19 protein-coding genes are annotated in these 18,365 nt (G+C 32.5%); 15 read left to right on the plus strand and 4 right to left on the minus strand.

Features of this window, described 5'->3' with window-relative positions:
- Positions 1-244: 244 nt before the first annotated feature.
- The 3 genes from AC1VNJ_RS26340 (at position 245) to AC1VNJ_RS26350 (ending at position 2,123) form a co-directional block, all read left to right on the plus strand.
- Positions 245-1,393, plus strand: a complete 1,149-nt coding sequence (locus tag AC1VNJ_RS26340; protein WP_482641582.1) for a tyrosine-type recombinase/integrase — start codon at positions 245-247, stop codon at positions 1,391-1,393.
- A 184-nt stretch (positions 1,394-1,577) separates the two neighbouring features.
- Complete coding sequence (locus AC1VNJ_RS26345) at positions 1,578-1,874, plus strand: hypothetical protein (protein WP_482641583.1); 297 nt, start codon at positions 1,578-1,580, stop codon at positions 1,872-1,874.
- An 81-nt stretch (positions 1,875-1,955) separates the two neighbouring features.
- Positions 1,956-2,123 (plus strand): DUF8096 family protein, encoded by a 168-nt coding sequence (locus tag AC1VNJ_RS26350; RefSeq protein ID WP_482641598.1) that lies wholly within the window; start codon positions 1,956-1,958, stop codon positions 2,121-2,123.
- Positions 2,124-2,173: 50 nt separating this feature from the next.
- Here AC1VNJ_RS26350 and AC1VNJ_RS26355 read toward each other — a convergent pair whose 3' ends face one another.
- Positions 2,174-2,575, minus strand: coding sequence for an endonuclease domain-containing protein (locus tag AC1VNJ_RS26355; protein WP_482641584.1), 402 nt, complete (start codon positions 2,573-2,575; stop codon positions 2,174-2,176).
- A 270-nt stretch (positions 2,576-2,845) separates the two neighbouring features.
- On the opposite strand from AC1VNJ_RS26355, the gene AC1VNJ_RS26360 reads away from it, so the two are divergent.
- From AC1VNJ_RS26360 to AC1VNJ_RS26380, 5 genes are all read left to right on the plus strand, one after another.
- Positions 2,846-4,042 (plus strand): MFS transporter, encoded by a 1,197-nt coding sequence (locus AC1VNJ_RS26360; RefSeq protein ID WP_482641585.1) that lies wholly within the window; start codon positions 2,846-2,848, stop codon positions 4,040-4,042.
- Between the two features lie 13 nt (positions 4,043-4,055).
- Complete coding sequence (locus tag AC1VNJ_RS26365; RefSeq protein ID WP_482641586.1) at positions 4,056-4,469, plus strand: carboxymuconolactone decarboxylase family protein; 414 nt, start codon at positions 4,056-4,058, stop codon at positions 4,467-4,469.
- Between the two features lies 1 nt (position 4,470).
- A complete protein-coding gene (locus AC1VNJ_RS26370) occupies positions 4,471-5,262 on the plus strand; it encodes an amidohydrolase family protein (RefSeq protein ID WP_482641587.1) in 792 nt (263 codons plus the stop codon).
- A gap of 130 nt (positions 5,263-5,392) precedes the next feature.
- Positions 5,393-6,229: a helix-turn-helix transcriptional regulator gene (locus AC1VNJ_RS26375; protein WP_482641588.1), complete on the plus strand. Its 837-nt coding sequence runs from the start codon at positions 5,393-5,395 to the stop codon at positions 6,227-6,229.
- A gap of 168 nt (positions 6,230-6,397) precedes the next feature.
- The gene (locus AC1VNJ_RS26380; protein ID WP_482641589.1) at positions 6,398-7,831 is read left to right on the plus strand and encodes an MFS transporter; all 1,434 of its coding nucleotides are present in this window, start codon (positions 6,398-6,400) and stop codon (positions 7,829-7,831) included.
- 95 nt (positions 7,832-7,926) lie between these two features.
- On the opposite strand, the gene AC1VNJ_RS26385 is transcribed toward AC1VNJ_RS26380, so the two are convergent.
- The 3 genes from AC1VNJ_RS26385 to AC1VNJ_RS26395 all read right to left on the minus strand — a co-directional run bounded on the left by AC1VNJ_RS26385 (position 7,927) and on the right by AC1VNJ_RS26395 (position 9,790).
- Entirely contained in the window at positions 7,927-8,226 is a 300-nt protein-coding gene (locus AC1VNJ_RS26385; RefSeq protein WP_482641590.1) for an ArsR/SmtB family transcription factor, read from the minus strand.
- Between the two features lie 15 nt (positions 8,227-8,241).
- Positions 8,242-9,432 carry an MFS transporter gene (locus AC1VNJ_RS26390; protein WP_482641591.1) on the minus strand — a complete coding sequence of 397 codons (1,191 nt, stop codon included), beginning with the start codon at positions 9,430-9,432 and terminating at the stop codon, positions 8,242-8,244.
- Positions 9,433-9,502: 70 nt separating this feature from the next.
- Positions 9,503-9,790: an ArsR/SmtB family transcription factor gene (locus AC1VNJ_RS26395; RefSeq protein WP_482641592.1), complete on the minus strand. Its 288-nt coding sequence runs from the start codon at positions 9,788-9,790 to the stop codon at positions 9,503-9,505.
- 263 nt (positions 9,791-10,053) lie between these two features.
- On the opposite strand from AC1VNJ_RS26395, the gene AC1VNJ_RS26400 reads away from it, so the two are divergent.
- The 7 genes from AC1VNJ_RS26400 (at position 10,054) to AC1VNJ_RS26430 (ending at position 18,151) form a co-directional block, all read left to right on the plus strand.
- Positions 10,054-10,659, plus strand: coding sequence for a response regulator transcription factor (locus AC1VNJ_RS26400; protein WP_482641593.1), 606 nt, complete (start codon positions 10,054-10,056; stop codon positions 10,657-10,659).
- 178 nt (positions 10,660-10,837) lie between these two features.
- Complete coding sequence (locus AC1VNJ_RS26405) at positions 10,838-11,686, plus strand: acyltransferase (protein WP_482641599.1); 849 nt, start codon at positions 10,838-10,840, stop codon at positions 11,684-11,686.
- Positions 11,687-11,698: 12 nt separating this feature from the next.
- Positions 11,699-12,937 carry a glycosyltransferase gene (locus tag AC1VNJ_RS26410; RefSeq protein WP_482641594.1) on the plus strand — a complete coding sequence of 413 codons (1,239 nt, stop codon included), beginning with the start codon at positions 11,699-11,701 and terminating at the stop codon, positions 12,935-12,937.
- Between the two features lie 9 nt (positions 12,938-12,946).
- Entirely contained in the window at positions 12,947-15,172 is a 2,226-nt protein-coding gene (locus tag AC1VNJ_RS26415) for a prenyltransferase/squalene oxidase repeat-containing protein (protein WP_482641595.1), read from the plus strand.
- Positions 15,173-15,206: 34 nt separating this feature from the next.
- Entirely contained in the window at positions 15,207-16,256 is a 1,050-nt protein-coding gene (rfbB, locus tag AC1VNJ_RS26420; protein WP_482641596.1) for a dTDP-glucose 4,6-dehydratase, read from the plus strand.
- A 10-nt stretch (positions 16,257-16,266) separates the two neighbouring features.
- Positions 16,267-17,166 (plus strand): glucose-1-phosphate thymidylyltransferase RfbA, encoded by a 900-nt coding sequence (gene rfbA, locus AC1VNJ_RS26425; protein WP_482641597.1) that lies wholly within the window; start codon positions 16,267-16,269, stop codon positions 17,164-17,166.
- Between the two features lie 205 nt (positions 17,167-17,371).
- Positions 17,372-18,151, plus strand: coding sequence for an aldo/keto reductase (locus AC1VNJ_RS26430; RefSeq protein WP_482641600.1), 780 nt, complete (start codon positions 17,372-17,374; stop codon positions 18,149-18,151).
- The last annotated feature ends 214 nt before the right edge of the window (positions 18,152-18,365 follow it).

Below are 18,365 nucleotides of genomic sequence, written 5' to 3' on the forward strand. Positions count from 1 at the left end.
CAATTAATGAGTAACAAGTATAATAAATAACTTTAAACAAGTATTTGATTATAAAAATATTAGATAATTAGTTAGAATAATTAATAGTTTAAATATTGTTATTAACACTATTAGTACGTTTTGAAGGGTATTTATTATCTATATACATATAATTGAAAACTTGATCCTCGTATAAAGAAGAAACTATTTCAACACAAGGAAGACCTATAAATAAGAAGACATGTTTTACGAAAGGAGAGGTTTTATGCAAGATTTCTCGTTAGTACACATAGGAACAGAAGTAAGGGAAAGAAAAGGGGGGTTCAATGAAATTGTTTCATTGATGCTAGATAATAAGTATTATGATGCCTTAGAAGAAAGAAATGAGCATCACCAGCGAAAAAACGAAGAGATGTTCAGTGATTTTACAGATGAAGAAATGATGTACTACTATGTACACCAACGAAAGCATATTCGAAAAGATCGAGAACGAAAAGAGAATACCAAAACTGAATACGTACGGATACTGCTGCAGTTTTATCGGTATGCTGTAGACAGTGAATCGTTCTTACGACAGGATGTAGACAATTATATAGAAGAAACTATTTTTAAGAATTTAAGACCTTGGCATATACGGAACTACCAGACATATTTAAGCACAGCATTGTTAGGAAAGGGTGGGAAACCTTATTCACCTGCAACTTTAGATGCCAAAATGACGACTTTAAAAAGTTTTATGAAGTGGTTACATGAAACGAAATATATCCAGCATTCTTTACATAAAGAAATCTTGAGTACATCACTATCTGAACAAGAAATTCCAAATCGAGATTTGTATTACCATGAAGTCAAACAGCTCCTAGATTACTATAAAGACCATCCTGTTAATTATGGATTGTTAACGATGTTGGCCATGACAGGATTGCGTGTACAGGAAATAGCTAAATCTTCGTGGGGAGATGTATATCTAGACAGTTTAAGTGGCCATTATCGACTAAGAGGAGTAGGGAAGGGTGGAAAGAAATTTGATAAGCTACTTCATCCATCGCTATATGAACGCATTCTTTCTTTTCGAGAACGACGTCATGTCAGTACAGTATTAAATTCAAGTGATCAAGGTCCATTATTTCCAACTAAAGATGGAGGGTTTTATCAATATAAAAACTTAAGTAATTATATTGTGCGTATCATTGAACGAACGGAATTACCTTTTATAAAAGAACGGAATGACAGGATTACGCCTCATTACTTTCGTCATTTTTATGCGATTTATAGTAGGCAGCAGGGAGCCGATATTTTCTTAATTCAAAAGGAGCTTGGCCATAGTGACCGTAAAACAACGGAACGTTATCTAGAGAAGGTTTTGCAGCGAGAGCAAGAAATTGGGCTCATGTGGAAGGAAGAGGAATTCTAATATTGTCATCAAAAAGAATTTTTAAAGTTGAGAATTACGCCTTCAAACCTTGAAGGATTGATAGTTGAAATTTTAGGGAAACAAGAAAAAAAGGGTTTTAAATCAAATAAAAGTTATTTTTACAAACTGTTTGCTATTAGTGCATGATGCAATAAGAAAGAAGAATTTTTAAGGAGAGATTAAAATGGCACTATTTGGATCAAAAACCGATGGGAAGATTGTTACAGATTCAGAATTCTCATGGAAAAAGAATAAGATCAGTATTAAGAATGGTTACCTACAAAGTGAAGGACTTATTAATATAATCCGGATTCCTATCGAACATATTGATACTGTTACATATATGATTAATGCTACCAAGCCATCTATGTCCGTTGATCTTCAGATTATTGGCAAGGGGACAATATTGGGAACCCTAGCAGTAGGAATTGATTTGAAAGATGAGATTCAAGATTGGTTAGTTGATAAGTTAGATCTGTAGCAGATATGCCCTTTTTACTTAAGGAAGGGGTGTGTTAATCTAAGGAAAGACAAATAAAAAAGAGTGATCAACCTAAAAGACATAAAAGAGCAAGAAATTGATCTCGATAAAGTTTATGATTATGTTGAATTTCCGGATAAGATTAGTGGCCGGTGCGGTAACTGCAACTCAGCTTACTTCAAAAGTTCGGTGAAAGATGGTGTTTTCTTGCGTGAATGCCGGGATTGCGGCATGAAGAAAATTATATAAGCATAGATGATTATATATAAAAAAGAGAAGGTTTTTAGCCTTCTCTTTTTTTAATTCAACCTTGTCTTTACTCTTTTTAGAACGTAGGGCATACGTTTTACAATGTTACTGCCACTAACCCTCATGACTTTATATCCCTGTTTCCTCAAATAAGCATCTTTCTTCCGATCATGTGCCTTTTGCGCTGGTGAAGAATGATAGGCTTTTCCGTCGCACTCAATCGCAAGCCTCCCTATGACAAGGTCAATTCGATAAGGACCACACTTTACTTGCGCTCGTACCGAATAGCCATTCATCACTAAGGCATTATATAAGCGTCTTTCAATTGGGGATTCTAATTTGCTGTATTCAGTTGGTAGGACATCTTTCGGCTTCTCACCCATTTCATGAAAAATAAAGATCAATAATCCAACCCCGAGCAGTCCAAAGAAGAGGAGATATTCCATTATCATCTACTAATCACCTACTGCGATTTCTAAATATTACCTTATAAACCAATTATTCCTTACCAGTAATCTATTTAAGTATTATTACCGTATTAATACAAGCCTTATACGCACATTGGAAATCTTCAGAAGAAAATCAATCATCAAAGTTAATCTGTTTAAAACAGAATAATAAATATTGAAAGTAAGACTGGTACTTTTTATAACAGTATAAACTCACTCCTATTACTAGGATTATATTTTTTGTATCCTAAATTCAGAAAGGGAGGTGAAAATATGGAACAACAAAATAAAATTAATAAAGGTATTGTGTTACTGATGGCTCTAACCTGTGGTTTTACAGTTTCAAATGTATATTTAAATCAAAATTTATTATTAAGTATGGCAGACTCGTTTCACATATCTTCAAATCAAATAGGAATTATAGCTACTTTAACTCAAGTTGGATATGCTATTGGAAATCTAACTTTAGTGCCACTAGGTGATTTATTTGAGAGACGTAAAATCATCTTATCGCTCCTAATACTAGTTTGTTTAAGCCTTATTGCTTCTGCTATATCAACTAGTTTTAGTTGGTTAATAATATATAATTTATTATTAGGATTCTTTACTATTGTTCCACAGATTATAGTACCTATAGCTGCTGGTCTTGCTAGCGATAAAGAAAGAGGGAAAATCTTAGGTAATGTAGCTATAGGTTTAGTTTGTGGAATCTTAGGGGCACGTTTTATCAGTGGAATTGTAGATACTTACTTGGGTTGGAGAGCAATGTATTGGATTTCATTCGCATTTACTTTGTTAGTAATTCTACTCATTAAAATTTACCTTCCACAAAGTAAAGGTAAACAAACAATGAAGTATGGAGAACTACTTGCTTCACTTTGGCCACTTTTTATTAAGGAAAACATATTACGAAGAGCATGTATTAGCCAAGGAATGATGTTTGGAGCTTTTAGTTTGTTCTGGACTACATTGGTTTTTCGACTAAGTAATTCTCCTTTTCACTATGCGAGCAGTGTTGCAGGGACAATAGGTTTAGTGGGAATAGGTGGAGCATTTGCTACACCTATTATTGGCAGAATAATTGATAAAAAAGGGGCTAATCTTGCAAGTATACTTTGTATGAATCTTTCATTGGTTTCATTCTTGATTTTTATCTTGTCAGGTTCGTCTCTAACGGCCATTATCATAGGAAGTTTATTAGTAACAATGGGAACTCAAGCTAATCAGGTAGCTTGTCAAGCCAAAATTTTTCAATTGTCTGAAGAAAAAAGAAGTCGTCTAAACGGTATTTATATGGTTTCTACTTTTTTAGGAGGAGCATTAGGATCATACTTAGGTACGCTCGCCTGGAGCCATTTTAAATGGATGGGAGTTTGTTCTGTAGGTTTTATTATGGTTCTTTTTGCCTTCACTTCAATCATCGGTGTAAAGAAGAAATTAAATTCAATTCAACAAGTGAAAATTAATTGAGGGAGAAGATATTATGTTAAAACAAGATGAAAATTTCAAAAAAGGTTTAGAAATTTTAAAACAAATTGATGCTGACAACTATGAAGAAATCGTAAATAGTTTTAAAGATTCCATTTCCCCCGACTTAGGAACATTAGCAGTATCATTCAATTATGGTCAAATATTTTCTAGACCAGGTTTAGATTTGAAATCACGTCTTCTTGCTACTGTTGCAGGCTTGACAGCGCTTGGAAATACTGAACAATTAAAATTTTATATTAATGGAGCATTAAATGTAGGTTGGACTGAAGAAGAAGTTATTGAAGCAATGTTACAAATGATTATCTATTCTGGATTTCCTAATGGATTAAATAATATCTTAGGAGTGGCTACAGAAGTTATTGAAGAAAGAAAAAATAAAAATTCTTTAACTAAAGTAGGTGAATAACTTGATTATAGATAGTCATTCACATGTAACATTTCCTGTTTCTAAGCATATTCAACTTATGGATGACTTAGGAATTAATAAGACTATATTATTTTCTACATTAATCCACCCGGAAAAAGCTATAAAATTAAATTCATTTAAACAAGAAATGGAAGCTTTAAATCAAATTCTTAATAATAATGTCAATAGTGTAAGTGCTAGAAAGAATTCTATGAAGGAACTGGTAGAAGTTGTTAACCAATATCCAGATAAGTACATTGGTTTTGGTTCTGTCCCGTTAGGATTAGAAGTCGAAGAGACAAAAAAATGGATTAAGGAATACATTGTAGCCAATAACTTAAAAGGGATAGGTGAGTTCACTTTAGGAAGTGGCCAAATTGCTTTCTTAAAACCAATCTTTGAGGCATTAAAAGACTTTAAAGGTTTGTCAATCTGGATTCATACTTTTGCTCCTCTGCAATTAGACGACATTGTAGAATTAATAGAGCTGGCAAAAAAATATCCTGAGATTCCAGTAATTTTTGGACATTTAGGAGGTATAAACTGGCTTCAAACGATTGAACTTGTTAAAAATACTCCTAATGCTTATATTGATACTTCAGCTTTTTATACTACCTTTGCTTTAACCTTAGCGATGAACGAGATTCCAGATAGAACTATATTCGGAGCTGATTATCCATATGGAGATCCTTACATTACTATAGAGGCAATTAAGCGTTATGCACCTAATGCAGAAGTTGAGAGAAAAGTTTTAGGAGAAAATTTCAGGAAACTGTTAGATAATATAGCTTAATTATTAAATAACTTAAATTGGAAGGGGTGGAATAATTTCCACTCTTTTTGTTTTTTGATATTCTAATGGTATTCAGTGTATAAAAGGACTTGATTTCTTTTGTATAGCTTGTTATAGGAGGTATATAAAATTGAGTATTGAAAAAGAAAAAAAGAAGCAGCTTGGTAAGTTTCTAAAATCAAAGAGAGATAAATTGTCTCCTGCAGATTTTGGTATCACTATTGGCAAAAGAAGAAAAACTTCAGGACTTAGAAGAGAGGAACTTGCTCAATTAGCTGGTGTAGGCTTAACTTGGTATACGTGGTTAGAACAAGGGCGAGATATTCAAGTTTCAACCCAAGTGTTGGAGAGTATCTCTCGGGTACTAAATTTGAACAACGAAGAGAGAAAGCATATTTATCTATTAGCAAATCATCAAATACCATTAGAAATGAAGGTGAACGTAGAGGATTCGTTGCATCCAGTTGTAAAAAACTTTATAGATCATTTAGAAGATTGTCCTGTATACGTTACAAATGAAAAATGGGATATTATTTCCTGGAATAGTATTGCTTGTAAAGTATTTGGTGATTTCACAAAAATGAGCGAGAAAGAACGAAATGCAGTCTGGCGTTGTTTCTGCTCAGTAGAATATAAGAGCTTACTCGTGAATTGGGAAGATCATGCTAAGCGATTACTTGCACAATTTCGAGGTACTACTAATCGCTTCATTGGTGAGCAATGGTTTGGAAATTTAGTTAATGATTTAAAAAATAACAGTAGTGAATTCAGCCAATGGTGGGGTGATCAAGAGATTTCTGGAACTCCCATTGGTGAAAAAGAAATTAGACATCCTTACGTGGGAACCCTATTTATGGAACACATGACTCTTCAAGTTTATGATTCTCCCGATTTGAAATTAACAGTTTATCGGCCCTTGGAAAAAGGAGACACAATTAAAAAAGTTAAAAAATTATTAAATAGATAATTTATTTTTGCCCCCTTTAAATTTTTTATATATAAATATGCCCTTCTAATATAACTTTTCTCCTTAAAATTTATTAATATCTATCTAAACTTTTGCTGTAGGACAACTGAAATTATAAAGTGATATGTTTAATCCATAGAATTATAAATTTTAAATGGAGGGAAATTTTTGAGAAATTTTAGATGGGAAAAATATCATACTATTTGGTTGTTTCTACTTATAGGTTGGATTTTTAATTCAGCAGATCGTTCAATTACCGGTCCAGTTATTACTTGGATGATACAAAACCACGTTTCATTCTTACAGGATGCTGCTAACCCCTATGCATTAGGGGGATTTCTAGGTAGTTTATTATTTACTGGGTATATGTTAACTCAATTTCCAGGTGGTATGCTGGGTGACAAGTATGGCTACAGAACAATATTGACTATCAGCCTTATTTGGGCAGGAATAGCTACTCTTTTAAGTGGTCTCTTTTCCTTGTTAATTGTATTCATTATTTTAAGAATCACCGTAGGGTTAGGAGAAGGTGCTTACTATTCTAACGATCGAGCACTAGTTATTGAAGTTACTCCCTATAAAAAAAGGAATCTTGGGATGGGCGTAGTAATAACCGGATTGGCCATAGGATTAACACTAGGTACACTTTCAGTTCCTTACATGATTGAATTAGGAGAGAATATCCTTGGAAAACATGAGGGGTGGAGGATGCCTTTCATAATTTTGGGGATTGCTACCTTGTTAGTAGGAATATGTTTATATGGTCTATTTAAGCGTGATAAGAAAGAGATGCATTACCGAAAGGCATTCATTGAATTGTTTTCGTATTCACTGTTATTTTTATTGGCTATTTTATTAATCTATAAAGTAACTGATTGGATTGGGCTATCTGACTGGATGGTAGCTGTACTAGAACTTATACTAGCATTTACTCTAATAGCATTTAGTTTGAGAGGTAAAAATAAAAATACCTCAATTAATCTTTTTAGTAAAAACCTCTTGCTAATGTATTTATCAGCTGTAGCAATACTATGGAATTTGTGGTTTTTTAGTTATTGGTCTATATCTATAGTAACTAGTACAGCCGGAACTTCCTTTCTTCAAGCTACTTTGACTGCTGCTTTTAATGCTGGGGCAGGCATTTTAGGATATCCAATAGGTGGATTTCTAGCAGATTATGTTATGAAGAAGAATTGGAGTAAAAAGTCCTTGCTTTGTTTCTTAACTTTTGCACAAGGAGCTTTGACTATAACCTTTGGATTCTATTTATTATCTGGAGGACACTCTGTGCTAATTATGGGAATTCTTTTACTTATCACTAGTTTATTTTTTAACGCCCTTCAGCCTATTTCACACTCCTTAACGGCTGATATGGTTGAACCGAAATTTCGAGGTTCAGCTTTTGGGATGTGGAATCTAATAGGTGAGATGGGAGCAGTTCTTTCTCCTGTCATTAATGGTGCTTTAAGAGATGCAACAGGTAGCTGGATTTTTCCAGTATTCTTAGATGGAATCATTATTTTAATAAGCTTTATACTAATAATGTTTGTAAGTACTAAATCTTCAAACTTTAAATTAGCTAAAAATCAAGAAATCGCATAAAAAAATTTTTAATGAAAAGAACTCCCCTTTATAATTAGGCGAGTTCTTTTATGAATTGTATTAATAATTATGGAGTATAAAAACAATAAACGGTTTCAGTGAATATTATCTTTATTATTAAGTATGATCTGAAGTAAGCCTGGAAATTGATCATCAATAAGATTTCTTCTTAAAATAATATAACGCTTAACGCCTTCTTTTCTAGTATAGGTTAATCCTGTTTGTGTTAAAATCTTAAGGTGGTGAGATAAATTAGGTTTAGAACCTGTATACCTTAAAAAGTTATAAGGTACTTCGTCATTCTCTATTAATTGAAGTAAAAGCATAATTCTAGTAGGATGATTCAAAGCATAAAAAAGAGAAGATAAAGTAATATGATTACCACTAGGGTACATGTGAATTTCAGCCCTTTATTTTACTACGTTTTGTTCTTTTGCCACATTAGCTTTAACAGGATTTAAAACACCACTTACCTTATAGATAAGAATAGAGATAATAAACATAGATGCTGTAAACGTAGTAACCGAAATGAAGTTACCAAAGTAGTGGTATAGAAATCCAGCGATACAAGTACCTAAAGTAGTACCTATGTACATAGCAGAATTTGATAAAGCTGCAATAGTTCCTCTTGCATTTGCAGATAGAGATTGTAATAAGCTCATCATTAAAGGGAATAAAATTCCAGCTATAAAGAACATTAGGAAAAAAGCAACTTCTACCAGAGCGATATTGTGATAGAAAGGTAAACTAAAGTATAAGGCTGCCATTAAGACTAAACCACCAAAAAGAGTAGACGCATTACCAATTTTAGAGACATATCCACTGCCAAAGAAGCTTCCACAGAAGTTTCCAATACCTAATATAAGCATAGCAAGTCCTATTTGTGTAACGTTAAAATTATAGTCAGCGCTTAACCATGTACCTAAAAAATTAAAGGAAGCAAAGTTTCCTGTTTGGAACAGAAGGTACGCTAAAAATAACGGAGAGGCTTTAGGATTTAAAAATAAAGATTTATAACGGTCGACAATAGATTGTTTATTTTGAATATTTTGTTTATTTTCTATAGATGGCATTAATACGGCTATCAAAAGAATCAGAACAAATGAACATCCAGATAATACGAAGAATGGTGTATTCCATGAGAAAGAAGCAAAATAACTACCAATAGGAAGACCGAAAGCTTGAGAAATCGCTAAACCTGCTGTCGCAATACCCATGCTTTTTACTATCTTTTCGGGTTTTACCAATAAAGGAATAGACGCCCAAACTTGTGGGGTAACAAACGCTGCACTTATTCCTGCAATAAGTCGCATTGCACACATCATCCAAAAGCTTGAAGCCATACCGCAAAGGAACGTTGAAATAGTAAATGCAATCATTCCATATAACATTACTTTCTTTCGGTTCAGATTATCAGATATAGGACCAGCTATAAAAGCGAAGACCGCATATCCTAGGGCATATGCACTCACCATCCAACCTGAAATATCTGTAGATACATGATATAAATCAGAAAGTGTAGGTAATAAAGGGGATATTAAAAATGTATCTGTACCAATAACAAACATTACAAAGAAAAATAAAGTAATTATTTTATTCATATAAGCTCCTCCGTTTTTAATAGTTTTAAAACTTTAAAACTATTGTACAAATTGCAACGTGGAAACTCTCTTAGAGAGTTTCCAAGAAGTTAGGTATATACTTCTCAAATGTTTCTAAATTTAACTTTACGTATTTAGTTCTAGAATCTTTTCTTACAGTTGTTAGTTTCGCCTCTCTCAAAGTTTTAAAATGATACGAAGCTGTTGTTTTTAAAATATCGCATTTTTCCCCTACCTCTCCACAACTCAATTCTCTTCCACTTCGATATAGAGTCCGAACAATTGTAAGTCTTGATTCATCTGATAAGGCCTTGAAAATTTGTATCCTCATCTGATCGTCTAATTGTTTTATATCCATGAAAGTATCATAGTATAAGGAAATTTGAAAATCAAGTAAATTTTAACAATTACTAAATATACAAAAGAAATATATCTGGTAAAATAAGTGCATAATTTTACAAAATAATCCTTATTTCTATGGTAAAAACCTTTATTTTTTACAAAAAAGTACATTAATTTTAAAAATTTTACAAAAAAATAGTTTTAAAAGTATGAAACAATAGTATAAAATGTAATATATTGTTTAAAGATTCTAATTTTTGAATTTTGGAGGAAATATTAATGATTGAAACTTATGTAGTGACGACAAATGAATATTTAGCTTGGATACTAGAATTTTCACTATCGCAGTTTGAGTTTACGTTTTTGAATAAACATGACTCGAATTTTTTTACAGAAAAAGCTCCTAATTTATTAATTTATGATTTACCAACTGTTCATAATCAATCGGGCCTACATAAAATTTTAAATACTATTACCTGTCCTGTAATGTTTGTTGACTCATCTAACAGAAATGTTATATCTAACACTATTGAAGCCTTAAAACTAAAGGAAAACAATAAAGGTCCTTACCAACATAGAGACAATAACAATTCTTATTTATTAACCAAGAATTTGATCTTTGACATTGAAAGCCACTGTCTTTATAAAGGGGAAGAGAAAATTCATCTGTCTACAATTGAGTTTAAGTTGTTATACATCCTTACAAAAAACGAAACTCCTTTAAGTTCAGAAGAACTAATAGATTATTTAGATACTACTGGACCAGCAGTTTTATATGTTTATATAAGAAAACTTAGAGAGAAATTAGAAGATAATCCATGTAAACCTCAAGTGTTAGTTTGTTCAAGAGGAAAAAGTTATTACATAAAAAATTTTGCTAAATGAACCTTTAAAAAAATAAAGGTTAATCTAAACATAAGTTGAAGGAACAGATTTCTTCTTCATGATAGGATGGTTTTAAGAAAAAAAAAGGGTGTGAAAATAAATAAAAAGTTCAAATACATATCTCAGTGATTTTATTAATGGAAATGAAACTCCACTTATTGAACCAGGTGTAGAGCTGATCAATTCTAAGGTGAGCTCATTTTCGTGGGTCAGAAGAGAAAGTAAGTTGTCATCATCTACCATTGATGCAGATGTTTTTATTGGATTTAGATGTATACTCCAAAATGCAATAGTCAAAAAAGGTGTTCAAATAGCTTCTAATGCAAAGATTGGTGGTGAGAAGCTAACAACTATTGGAAAATATGTATGGATAGGTGCCGGGGCTGTCATCAAAGGTGGGTTAAACATCGGAGAAGGGGCTATTATAGGAGCCAACACTATCGTAGAGAAGAATGTTCCACCATACAGTATTATGGTTGGTCAACCTGCTACTAAATTGAAAGATAGAAATATTACAAATGACAGCGAACCTAATTTTCGAAACTTAATAAATGTGTTTAGAAGAAATTTTCGAGATCCTATCCAAAAAAATAATTTGCAGAAAGAAATTGAAGAAAGATATCAAAAATACTTATTCAATTTTATTGACGCTGATATTGACGGTGATTTACCTCTTCATCTAGGAAAAAACGTTATCATGATTGGCAAGGAAATTAGTGACTCAAGTGGAAAATTGCAGATAGATGGAGGAATTACCATAGGCAAAAATGTTTCTATAGGTGATTCAACAATTGTTGAAGGCGGTGGAAAGGTTATTATAGGTGACAATGTTAGGATTGGGAAGAACGTACATATCACTTCTACTTCCCATGATTATAATAAACTCTCTCTACCGATGACTTTACTACCAGTCATTATTGAAAATGATGTAACAATCGAAGATGGAGCTCAAATTCTAGGCGGAGTAACTATTTCGAAAGGTTCTTTAGTCAAAGCCAATAGTTTTGTTCACAAGAATATTAGTTAAGGAGGAGTTCATATGGCAAAAATATTTATGGTACCTAATCCAACTGGTACAGGACACAATATGAGAATGTATTCAATAGCATATGATTTGGTTAAGGAGAAAAACGTGAATGTGACCGTTGTTCTCAGTTCTTTACAGGATACCTTTACAGATTTATTTAATGGGATAGGGGTAGAGGTAATAGATTTTAATCCTGAAAAAGTAGTGAATCATACAAAAAAGTCTCATTTAGAAAAAAATTTAAACTGGGAAACAATGATAGGTGGATATTTTTCTAAGACTTTCTTCAATGGTTCTAAAATTTTAAAGTACATGAATCTATTTCTTGAAAATAAACCTGATGTAGTGGTAAGTGATTACAATATTAATGCTAGTATCGCTGCTTGTTTACTAAGAATAAAACATATTTTTGTTACAGAGAGATTTAATTTCACTTTAGTAGACGTACCAAATGACCTTCTTGAAGCTGGAGAATTTAATGTTAACAAAAATGAGCTAGATGAGGCTAGAAATTCAATGAATGCTTTATTTCAGTGGCTAGGTGATAATACTTCATTAATGTTAACGGATAAGCCTTATGTTAAAGATATGGACGAAGGATCTATCATAGAAAAATATTTTCAAGAAGAAAAAATTCAGTTTGTAGGTCCTATGATTAGACCTATCGATCAAAATGATGATCCATCATTTCTATTTGAACTAGGTGTAAAAAAAGATGCTTATCCATTAATTGTTGCTACAGTTAGTGGAACAACCATGTTTAAAGAAAATAAAGAAAAATTGATATCACTCTACACTAAGCTATTTGAAGATTTAAAGAAGGACTATCCAAAAGTACAGATGGTACTGTTGGCTAAGGAAGATGTTTCTGTACCTAAGGGGATGCTTTCCATACCGTACATAAGTAATTGGATTCCTCTATTGAAAAAATGTGATTTGTTGTTATCACACCCTGGATGGATAACTGTTACTGAAGTTTCAGCTTTAAAGGTGCCTGCAATCTTTTGTCTATCGTCTTATAAGGAATATCATGAAGCAGAAGCCTTTGAAAGATTAAATAAAATGGGGTATGAAACCAACTATGGGTTTGGTTCAGATTTATTTTATAAGAAAGCTTATAGGCTCATCAATAATAAAGAGAACTTAATAAAAAGTTATCAGAACGCGTACAAGGATCACTCAGGTTCCAAACAGGCTGCACATTTAATTACGGAAATTGCTTGTGAACATTCAAAAAAAGTATTGAATTGAGGAGATATTATGACAACTATTTCTACAAAATTACCACTAGAAGATTATTTAATTAATAAGTTTTATGATAAAGAGTTGAATGGTTTTTACGTTGCGGTAGAGAACGATACTATTGTAAGTGATGATAAAAAACTAGAAGATCAGGTTTGGTCGTTATTAGCTTTAGCTTCTTCAAATTACAAGATAGAAGATTTATGTGAAATATCTAAAAGCTTGGATCGCTATTATGACGAGTATACAAATACTTATCATGAATTAACGGACCGATTCGGCATAGTTCATAGCGCAGGTATGGTAAGGCATACTCATATTCAACTTTTAACATCTTATGGGCTTTTAGTAATGGGTAAATATACAAACAACCAGGAATTAGTTGAGAAAGGATTAAGTTTATTTAAAACTATACATGAAACAGTTTTAACGAAAGGATCTCCTTCCATTTTAAATGCAAATTTAACTGAACATATTAACCCCAATAAGTATGTTTTGTCTACCATTTTTGCAATTTTAACGCTAGAAGAAGCTTATAAAATAACTGAAGATTCGTTATATTTAGAATACATTAAACTTTATATTTCAGAAGTAGATAAATTTGAAGATCAAGAGTACGGAGGGGTATACGATTATTTGCTCACAAATGATGAGCCATTTAAATCTAAAGGAAAGAAAACCTTCTCAAATGCATTAGCTACTATAGCCCTTTATAAGGCGTACGAAATATTACAAGATCCTGGTGTTATTGAAAAGGGAAAATCTTATTTCGATTTTATTGTCAACAACCTGAAGCATCCACTAACCGGTGGTTTTTGGAACAAGGCTAATTATAAAGGGGAAGCTAGAGTCGAGCCAGTTGAATCATACTACAATAATGACGAATCACCATTTCCAGTGAAATATACACACGATCAAGCTTTACTATTTTTATGCACCCAGTTAATATCTAAATACCATAAAGCTACAGAATATAAAAGCTTAGCAGAAGAATTATTATATCAAGTTAATAAGTTTAAAAGTAAAGATGGAGGTATGTTTATCGGTCAAGGAAATTGGTTTTCCACTCCTACAGATCCAACTGTGCCTTTAATTAGACATTTTATGGTACCTCATCACACGCCAGGTGCATTCTATGCTGGTAATACTGGATATTTACCTTTACATGAGAAACAAGCAAAAACTCAGGCTATAACGTTATGGGTATTAAATACAGCAAACGCTCGCCTAGTTAATGAAGACAAAAATATTAACCTTGATATGATTCCAAAACATAAAAGTGAATTGAAGCAGAATTTAGATACAATTACTTATCACAAGGATGTTAAATTGAAAATTGATGAGAAATCATATCTGAATTGGCTTGATAAAACAAAATCTGGTGCAGGTTTTGGCCTTACTCCTTATAAGTCACCATTAGGATTTAGATCAGATAAATCACCTCAAAACTTTTCAGCGTTACATGTTGTATCAGATTTAACTATTATGGGCGAAAAAATTAGTAATGAAGATAGGGAATCTATTTTAAGAGGAATGTTTGATTGCCAAAATGAAGATGGTGGCTTTGCAGAACAACCAGGACATTTAAGTGAGGTGTTTACTACCTATTGTGTTATATTAACAGCTTATATTCTAAAATCGAAAGTTCCAAATGAAGAAAAGTGTATTGAATTTATTCAAAAGTGTCAAAACGATGATGGTGGTTTTGGTAATTCAGAAGGCTATCCGAGTGATGTATGGCATACTAACCTAGCAGTTCTTGGACTTCATGCTATGAATGCTACTCCACTGAGCATTGATAAATGTTTAGCTTTTGTAGCAGCTTGTCAAAATGATGACTTCGGTTATGGGGTAACGCCAAATGCTCCTTCAGAGACATTTTCTGTTTTTCGAGCTATCGATACTCTTTTAGTATTAGGAAAACAACCAACTAAGTATGAAGAAACCATTAAATGGCTTAAGCAGTGTCAAACAGAGAACGGTGGCTTTCGTTATAAGCCAAATGCTAATGAAAGTTTTGTAGGTAGTTACCATGCTATTGCAGCTTTATATTTATTAGGGGAACTTCCATTGAATGCGGAAAAATGTAAGGAATGGCTTAGTAAACATCAATCGAAGGATGGCGGTTTCTCACGTGCTATTAATGCCCCTTCGGATACAACTGATGAAGGCTTCATTTGCCTTCAGGCATCTTATATGCTCGAAAGAAATTTAAATCCATACTGGGTAGCAATTATTACTTGATCTTGGTCCATATCTTTTAAAGGAGGCTTTCATATTGAAATATCTTATTACTGGAGGAGCAGGGTTTATTGGAGCAAATTTTTTAAATAAATTTGTTCGCCTTAATCCAGAAGATACATTTGTAAATTTAGATAGTTTAGGCTATGCAGGTAATCTTTTAAGTCTGAAGAAAATAGAGAAGTGTGATAACTATTTCTTTGAAAAGGTAGATATTACAGATTATAAAGAACTAGAAAAAGTATTTGAAAGGTTTACTCCAGATGTAGTCATTCACTTTGCTGCGGAAAGTCATGTGGATCGCAGTATTGTTAATCCTGGAAACTTTATAAGTGCTAACATTATAGGAACATACAACCTTTTGGAGTTATCTAGAAAGTATTTCGAAAATAAATCATACAGTCGTTTCCATCATGTTAGCACAGATGAAGTATATGGAAGCTTAGGGGAAGAGGGGTATTTTACTGAAAAAACACCTTACAACCCTACAAGTCCTTACTCGGCTTCTAAAGCAAGCAGTGATCATTTAGTGCGTGCTTATTACCATACCTATGAATTACCTATCACTATTTCTAATTGCTCGAATAACTATGGACCGTATCAGTTTCCGGAAAAATTAATACCTATTACAATTAAAAACTTTCTTAGTGGTAAAGAGGTATCGATTTATGGAGATGGGCTAAATATAAGAGATTGGTTATATGTAGAAGATCATTGCGATGCCATTTGGGAGATTATAAACTCAGATAATGTTGGAGATACGTATAACATTGGAGGGAATAATGAATTGACTAATGTACAAATAGTTAACATTATTGCAGAAACCTTATCTAATTATACAGGTGAAAATATCCAAACTTATCGAAATTTAATTACGTATGTAAAGGACCGCCCTGGTCATGACTACCGGTATGCAATTGATGCAACCAAAGTGCAAAAAGAGTTAGGCTGGTATCCAAACGAAAGTATTAGTACAGGACTTCAAAAAACGGTGAAGTGGTATTTAGATAATCAAGATTGGATGAATAAAGTAGGAAATAAAGAAGAGTATGAAGGCTGGTTAGAGATTAATTATTCTAATAGATGAGGTGAATAAGTTGAAAGGAATTTTATTAGCAGGTGGAAACGGTACACGTTTATATCCTTTGACAAGGGCAACAAATAAACATCTAATGAGCATCTATGATAAGCCTATGATTTTTTACCCCTTATCTACGTTGATGTTAGCAGGTATTAAAGAAATTGCGTTAATATCTTCCCCAAAGTATTTGCCCTTATATAAAGAACTTTTAGGAGATGGCAAGGAATTAGGGATTTCATTAACATATATAGAGCAGGAGAAACCTGAAGGAATTGCTCAAGCTTTTTTAATCGCAGAAGAGTTTATAGGAAATGATACTGTATGTTTAACTTTAGGTGATAATATCTTCTATGGAGATGGTTTCTCTAAATTGTTAAAAGAATGTGCCTCTCTAGATAAAGGTGGAATTGTTTTTGGCTATCATGTCAATGATCCTGAAAGATACGGAGTAGTAGATTTTGATGAAAAAGGAAACGTTATAGATATTCAAGAAAAACCTGCTATTCCTAAGTCTAACTATGCAGTGCCTGGTATTTATTTTTATGATAATTCTATTATAGAAATCTCTAAAAGTTTAAAACCTTCAGAGCGTGGGGAACTTGAAATCACCGATGTGAATTTAGCTTACTTGCACAGAGGAGAGTTACAAGTGAAAATATTTGGGCGTGGAAGTGCTTGGCTAGACACTGGTACTCCTGAAAGTCTTCTTGATGCAAGTAACTTTGTAGGAACATTAGAAAAAAGGCAAGGAAATAAGATTGCTTGCCTAGAAGAAATAGCTTATAAAATGGGTTTTATATCTTTAGACATGTTAGTTCAAAACATATCTAAAATGCCTAAAGGAGAATACAAAAACTATTTAGTCCAGCTGTTAGAGAGTGAACAAACCAACTTAGTGCTAGCCACTACTGTATAAATTAATAACAAAATGAAAACTAAGGACATCCGGGTTCTTAGTTTTCATTTTATAATGGTACTTTTAATACTATTATAAATAAGCTCCTATTTTTCTATTACAGATTTGCTATGATGAATTCGTCAAAGAATATTATGAAACGGAGGAGATACCCGTGTTAATAACAAAAACTTTGAATAATGGTGTAGAAATTCCTGCAGCAGGCATGGGATTTTGGCAAATAAATAATAAAGATAATATTAAAGAAATAATAAGCCAATCTTATTCAACAGGGATTTCGTTAATGGATACAGCTTCTGCATATGGAAATGAGGAATTAATAGGGTCTGCTATACAAGAATTAGAAATCCCTAGAAATGACCTTTTTATTACTACAAAACTCTGGAATAGTAACCAAGGGTATGACTCTACTCTGAAAGCTTTCAACCATAGTTTGAAGAAGTTAAAAACGGATTACTTAGATTTATATCTCATTCATTGGCCGGTGAAAAACAAATTTGTTGAAAGTTGGAAGGCTATGGAGAAGCTGTATGAAGAAGGTTACGTAAAATCTATAGGTGTATGTAATTTCCAAAAACATCATTTACAAACTCTCTTGAGTGTGGCCAGTAATAAACCCGCTATTAACCAAGTAGAATATCACCCTTATTTAGTTCAAACAGATTTACACAATTATTGTATAGAAAATGATATCCAGTTAGAAGCTTGGAGTCCATTGGGACAGGGTGAATTATTAAAAGACCAAATTTTGAAGGGAATATCCGAAAAGTATCAACGTACTGCTGCTCAAGTAATTTTAAGGTGGCATCTACAAAAAGGAATAATTCCTATACCAAAGACAAGCCATAAAGAAAGAGTGGTTGAGAATTATCAAATTTTTGACTTTAATATAAATGAAGCTGATCTCATATTGATTGATAATTTAAATAGAGATTTAAGGTTTGGTCCTCATCCTGATTCCTTCCAAGAATTTTTTGGTTCTTAAAAACAAAATATTGTATTTACAATACAAGAAACCTTTTAATTTAACTTTGAAAGGTTTCTTTCTCTTGTACAGATAATACATGTTACGAATAGAAATTTGTAAACTATGTTGTTTATTTGAAATAGTAGTTAACAAAAATTTAGTTTAACCTAAACGACCATTACAAGTTGAATTTTATATGTTAATGCTAAAATATTTATTAAGTAATAAAATA

Source organism: Priestia sp. 3CA3 (genome assembly GCF_056836725.1).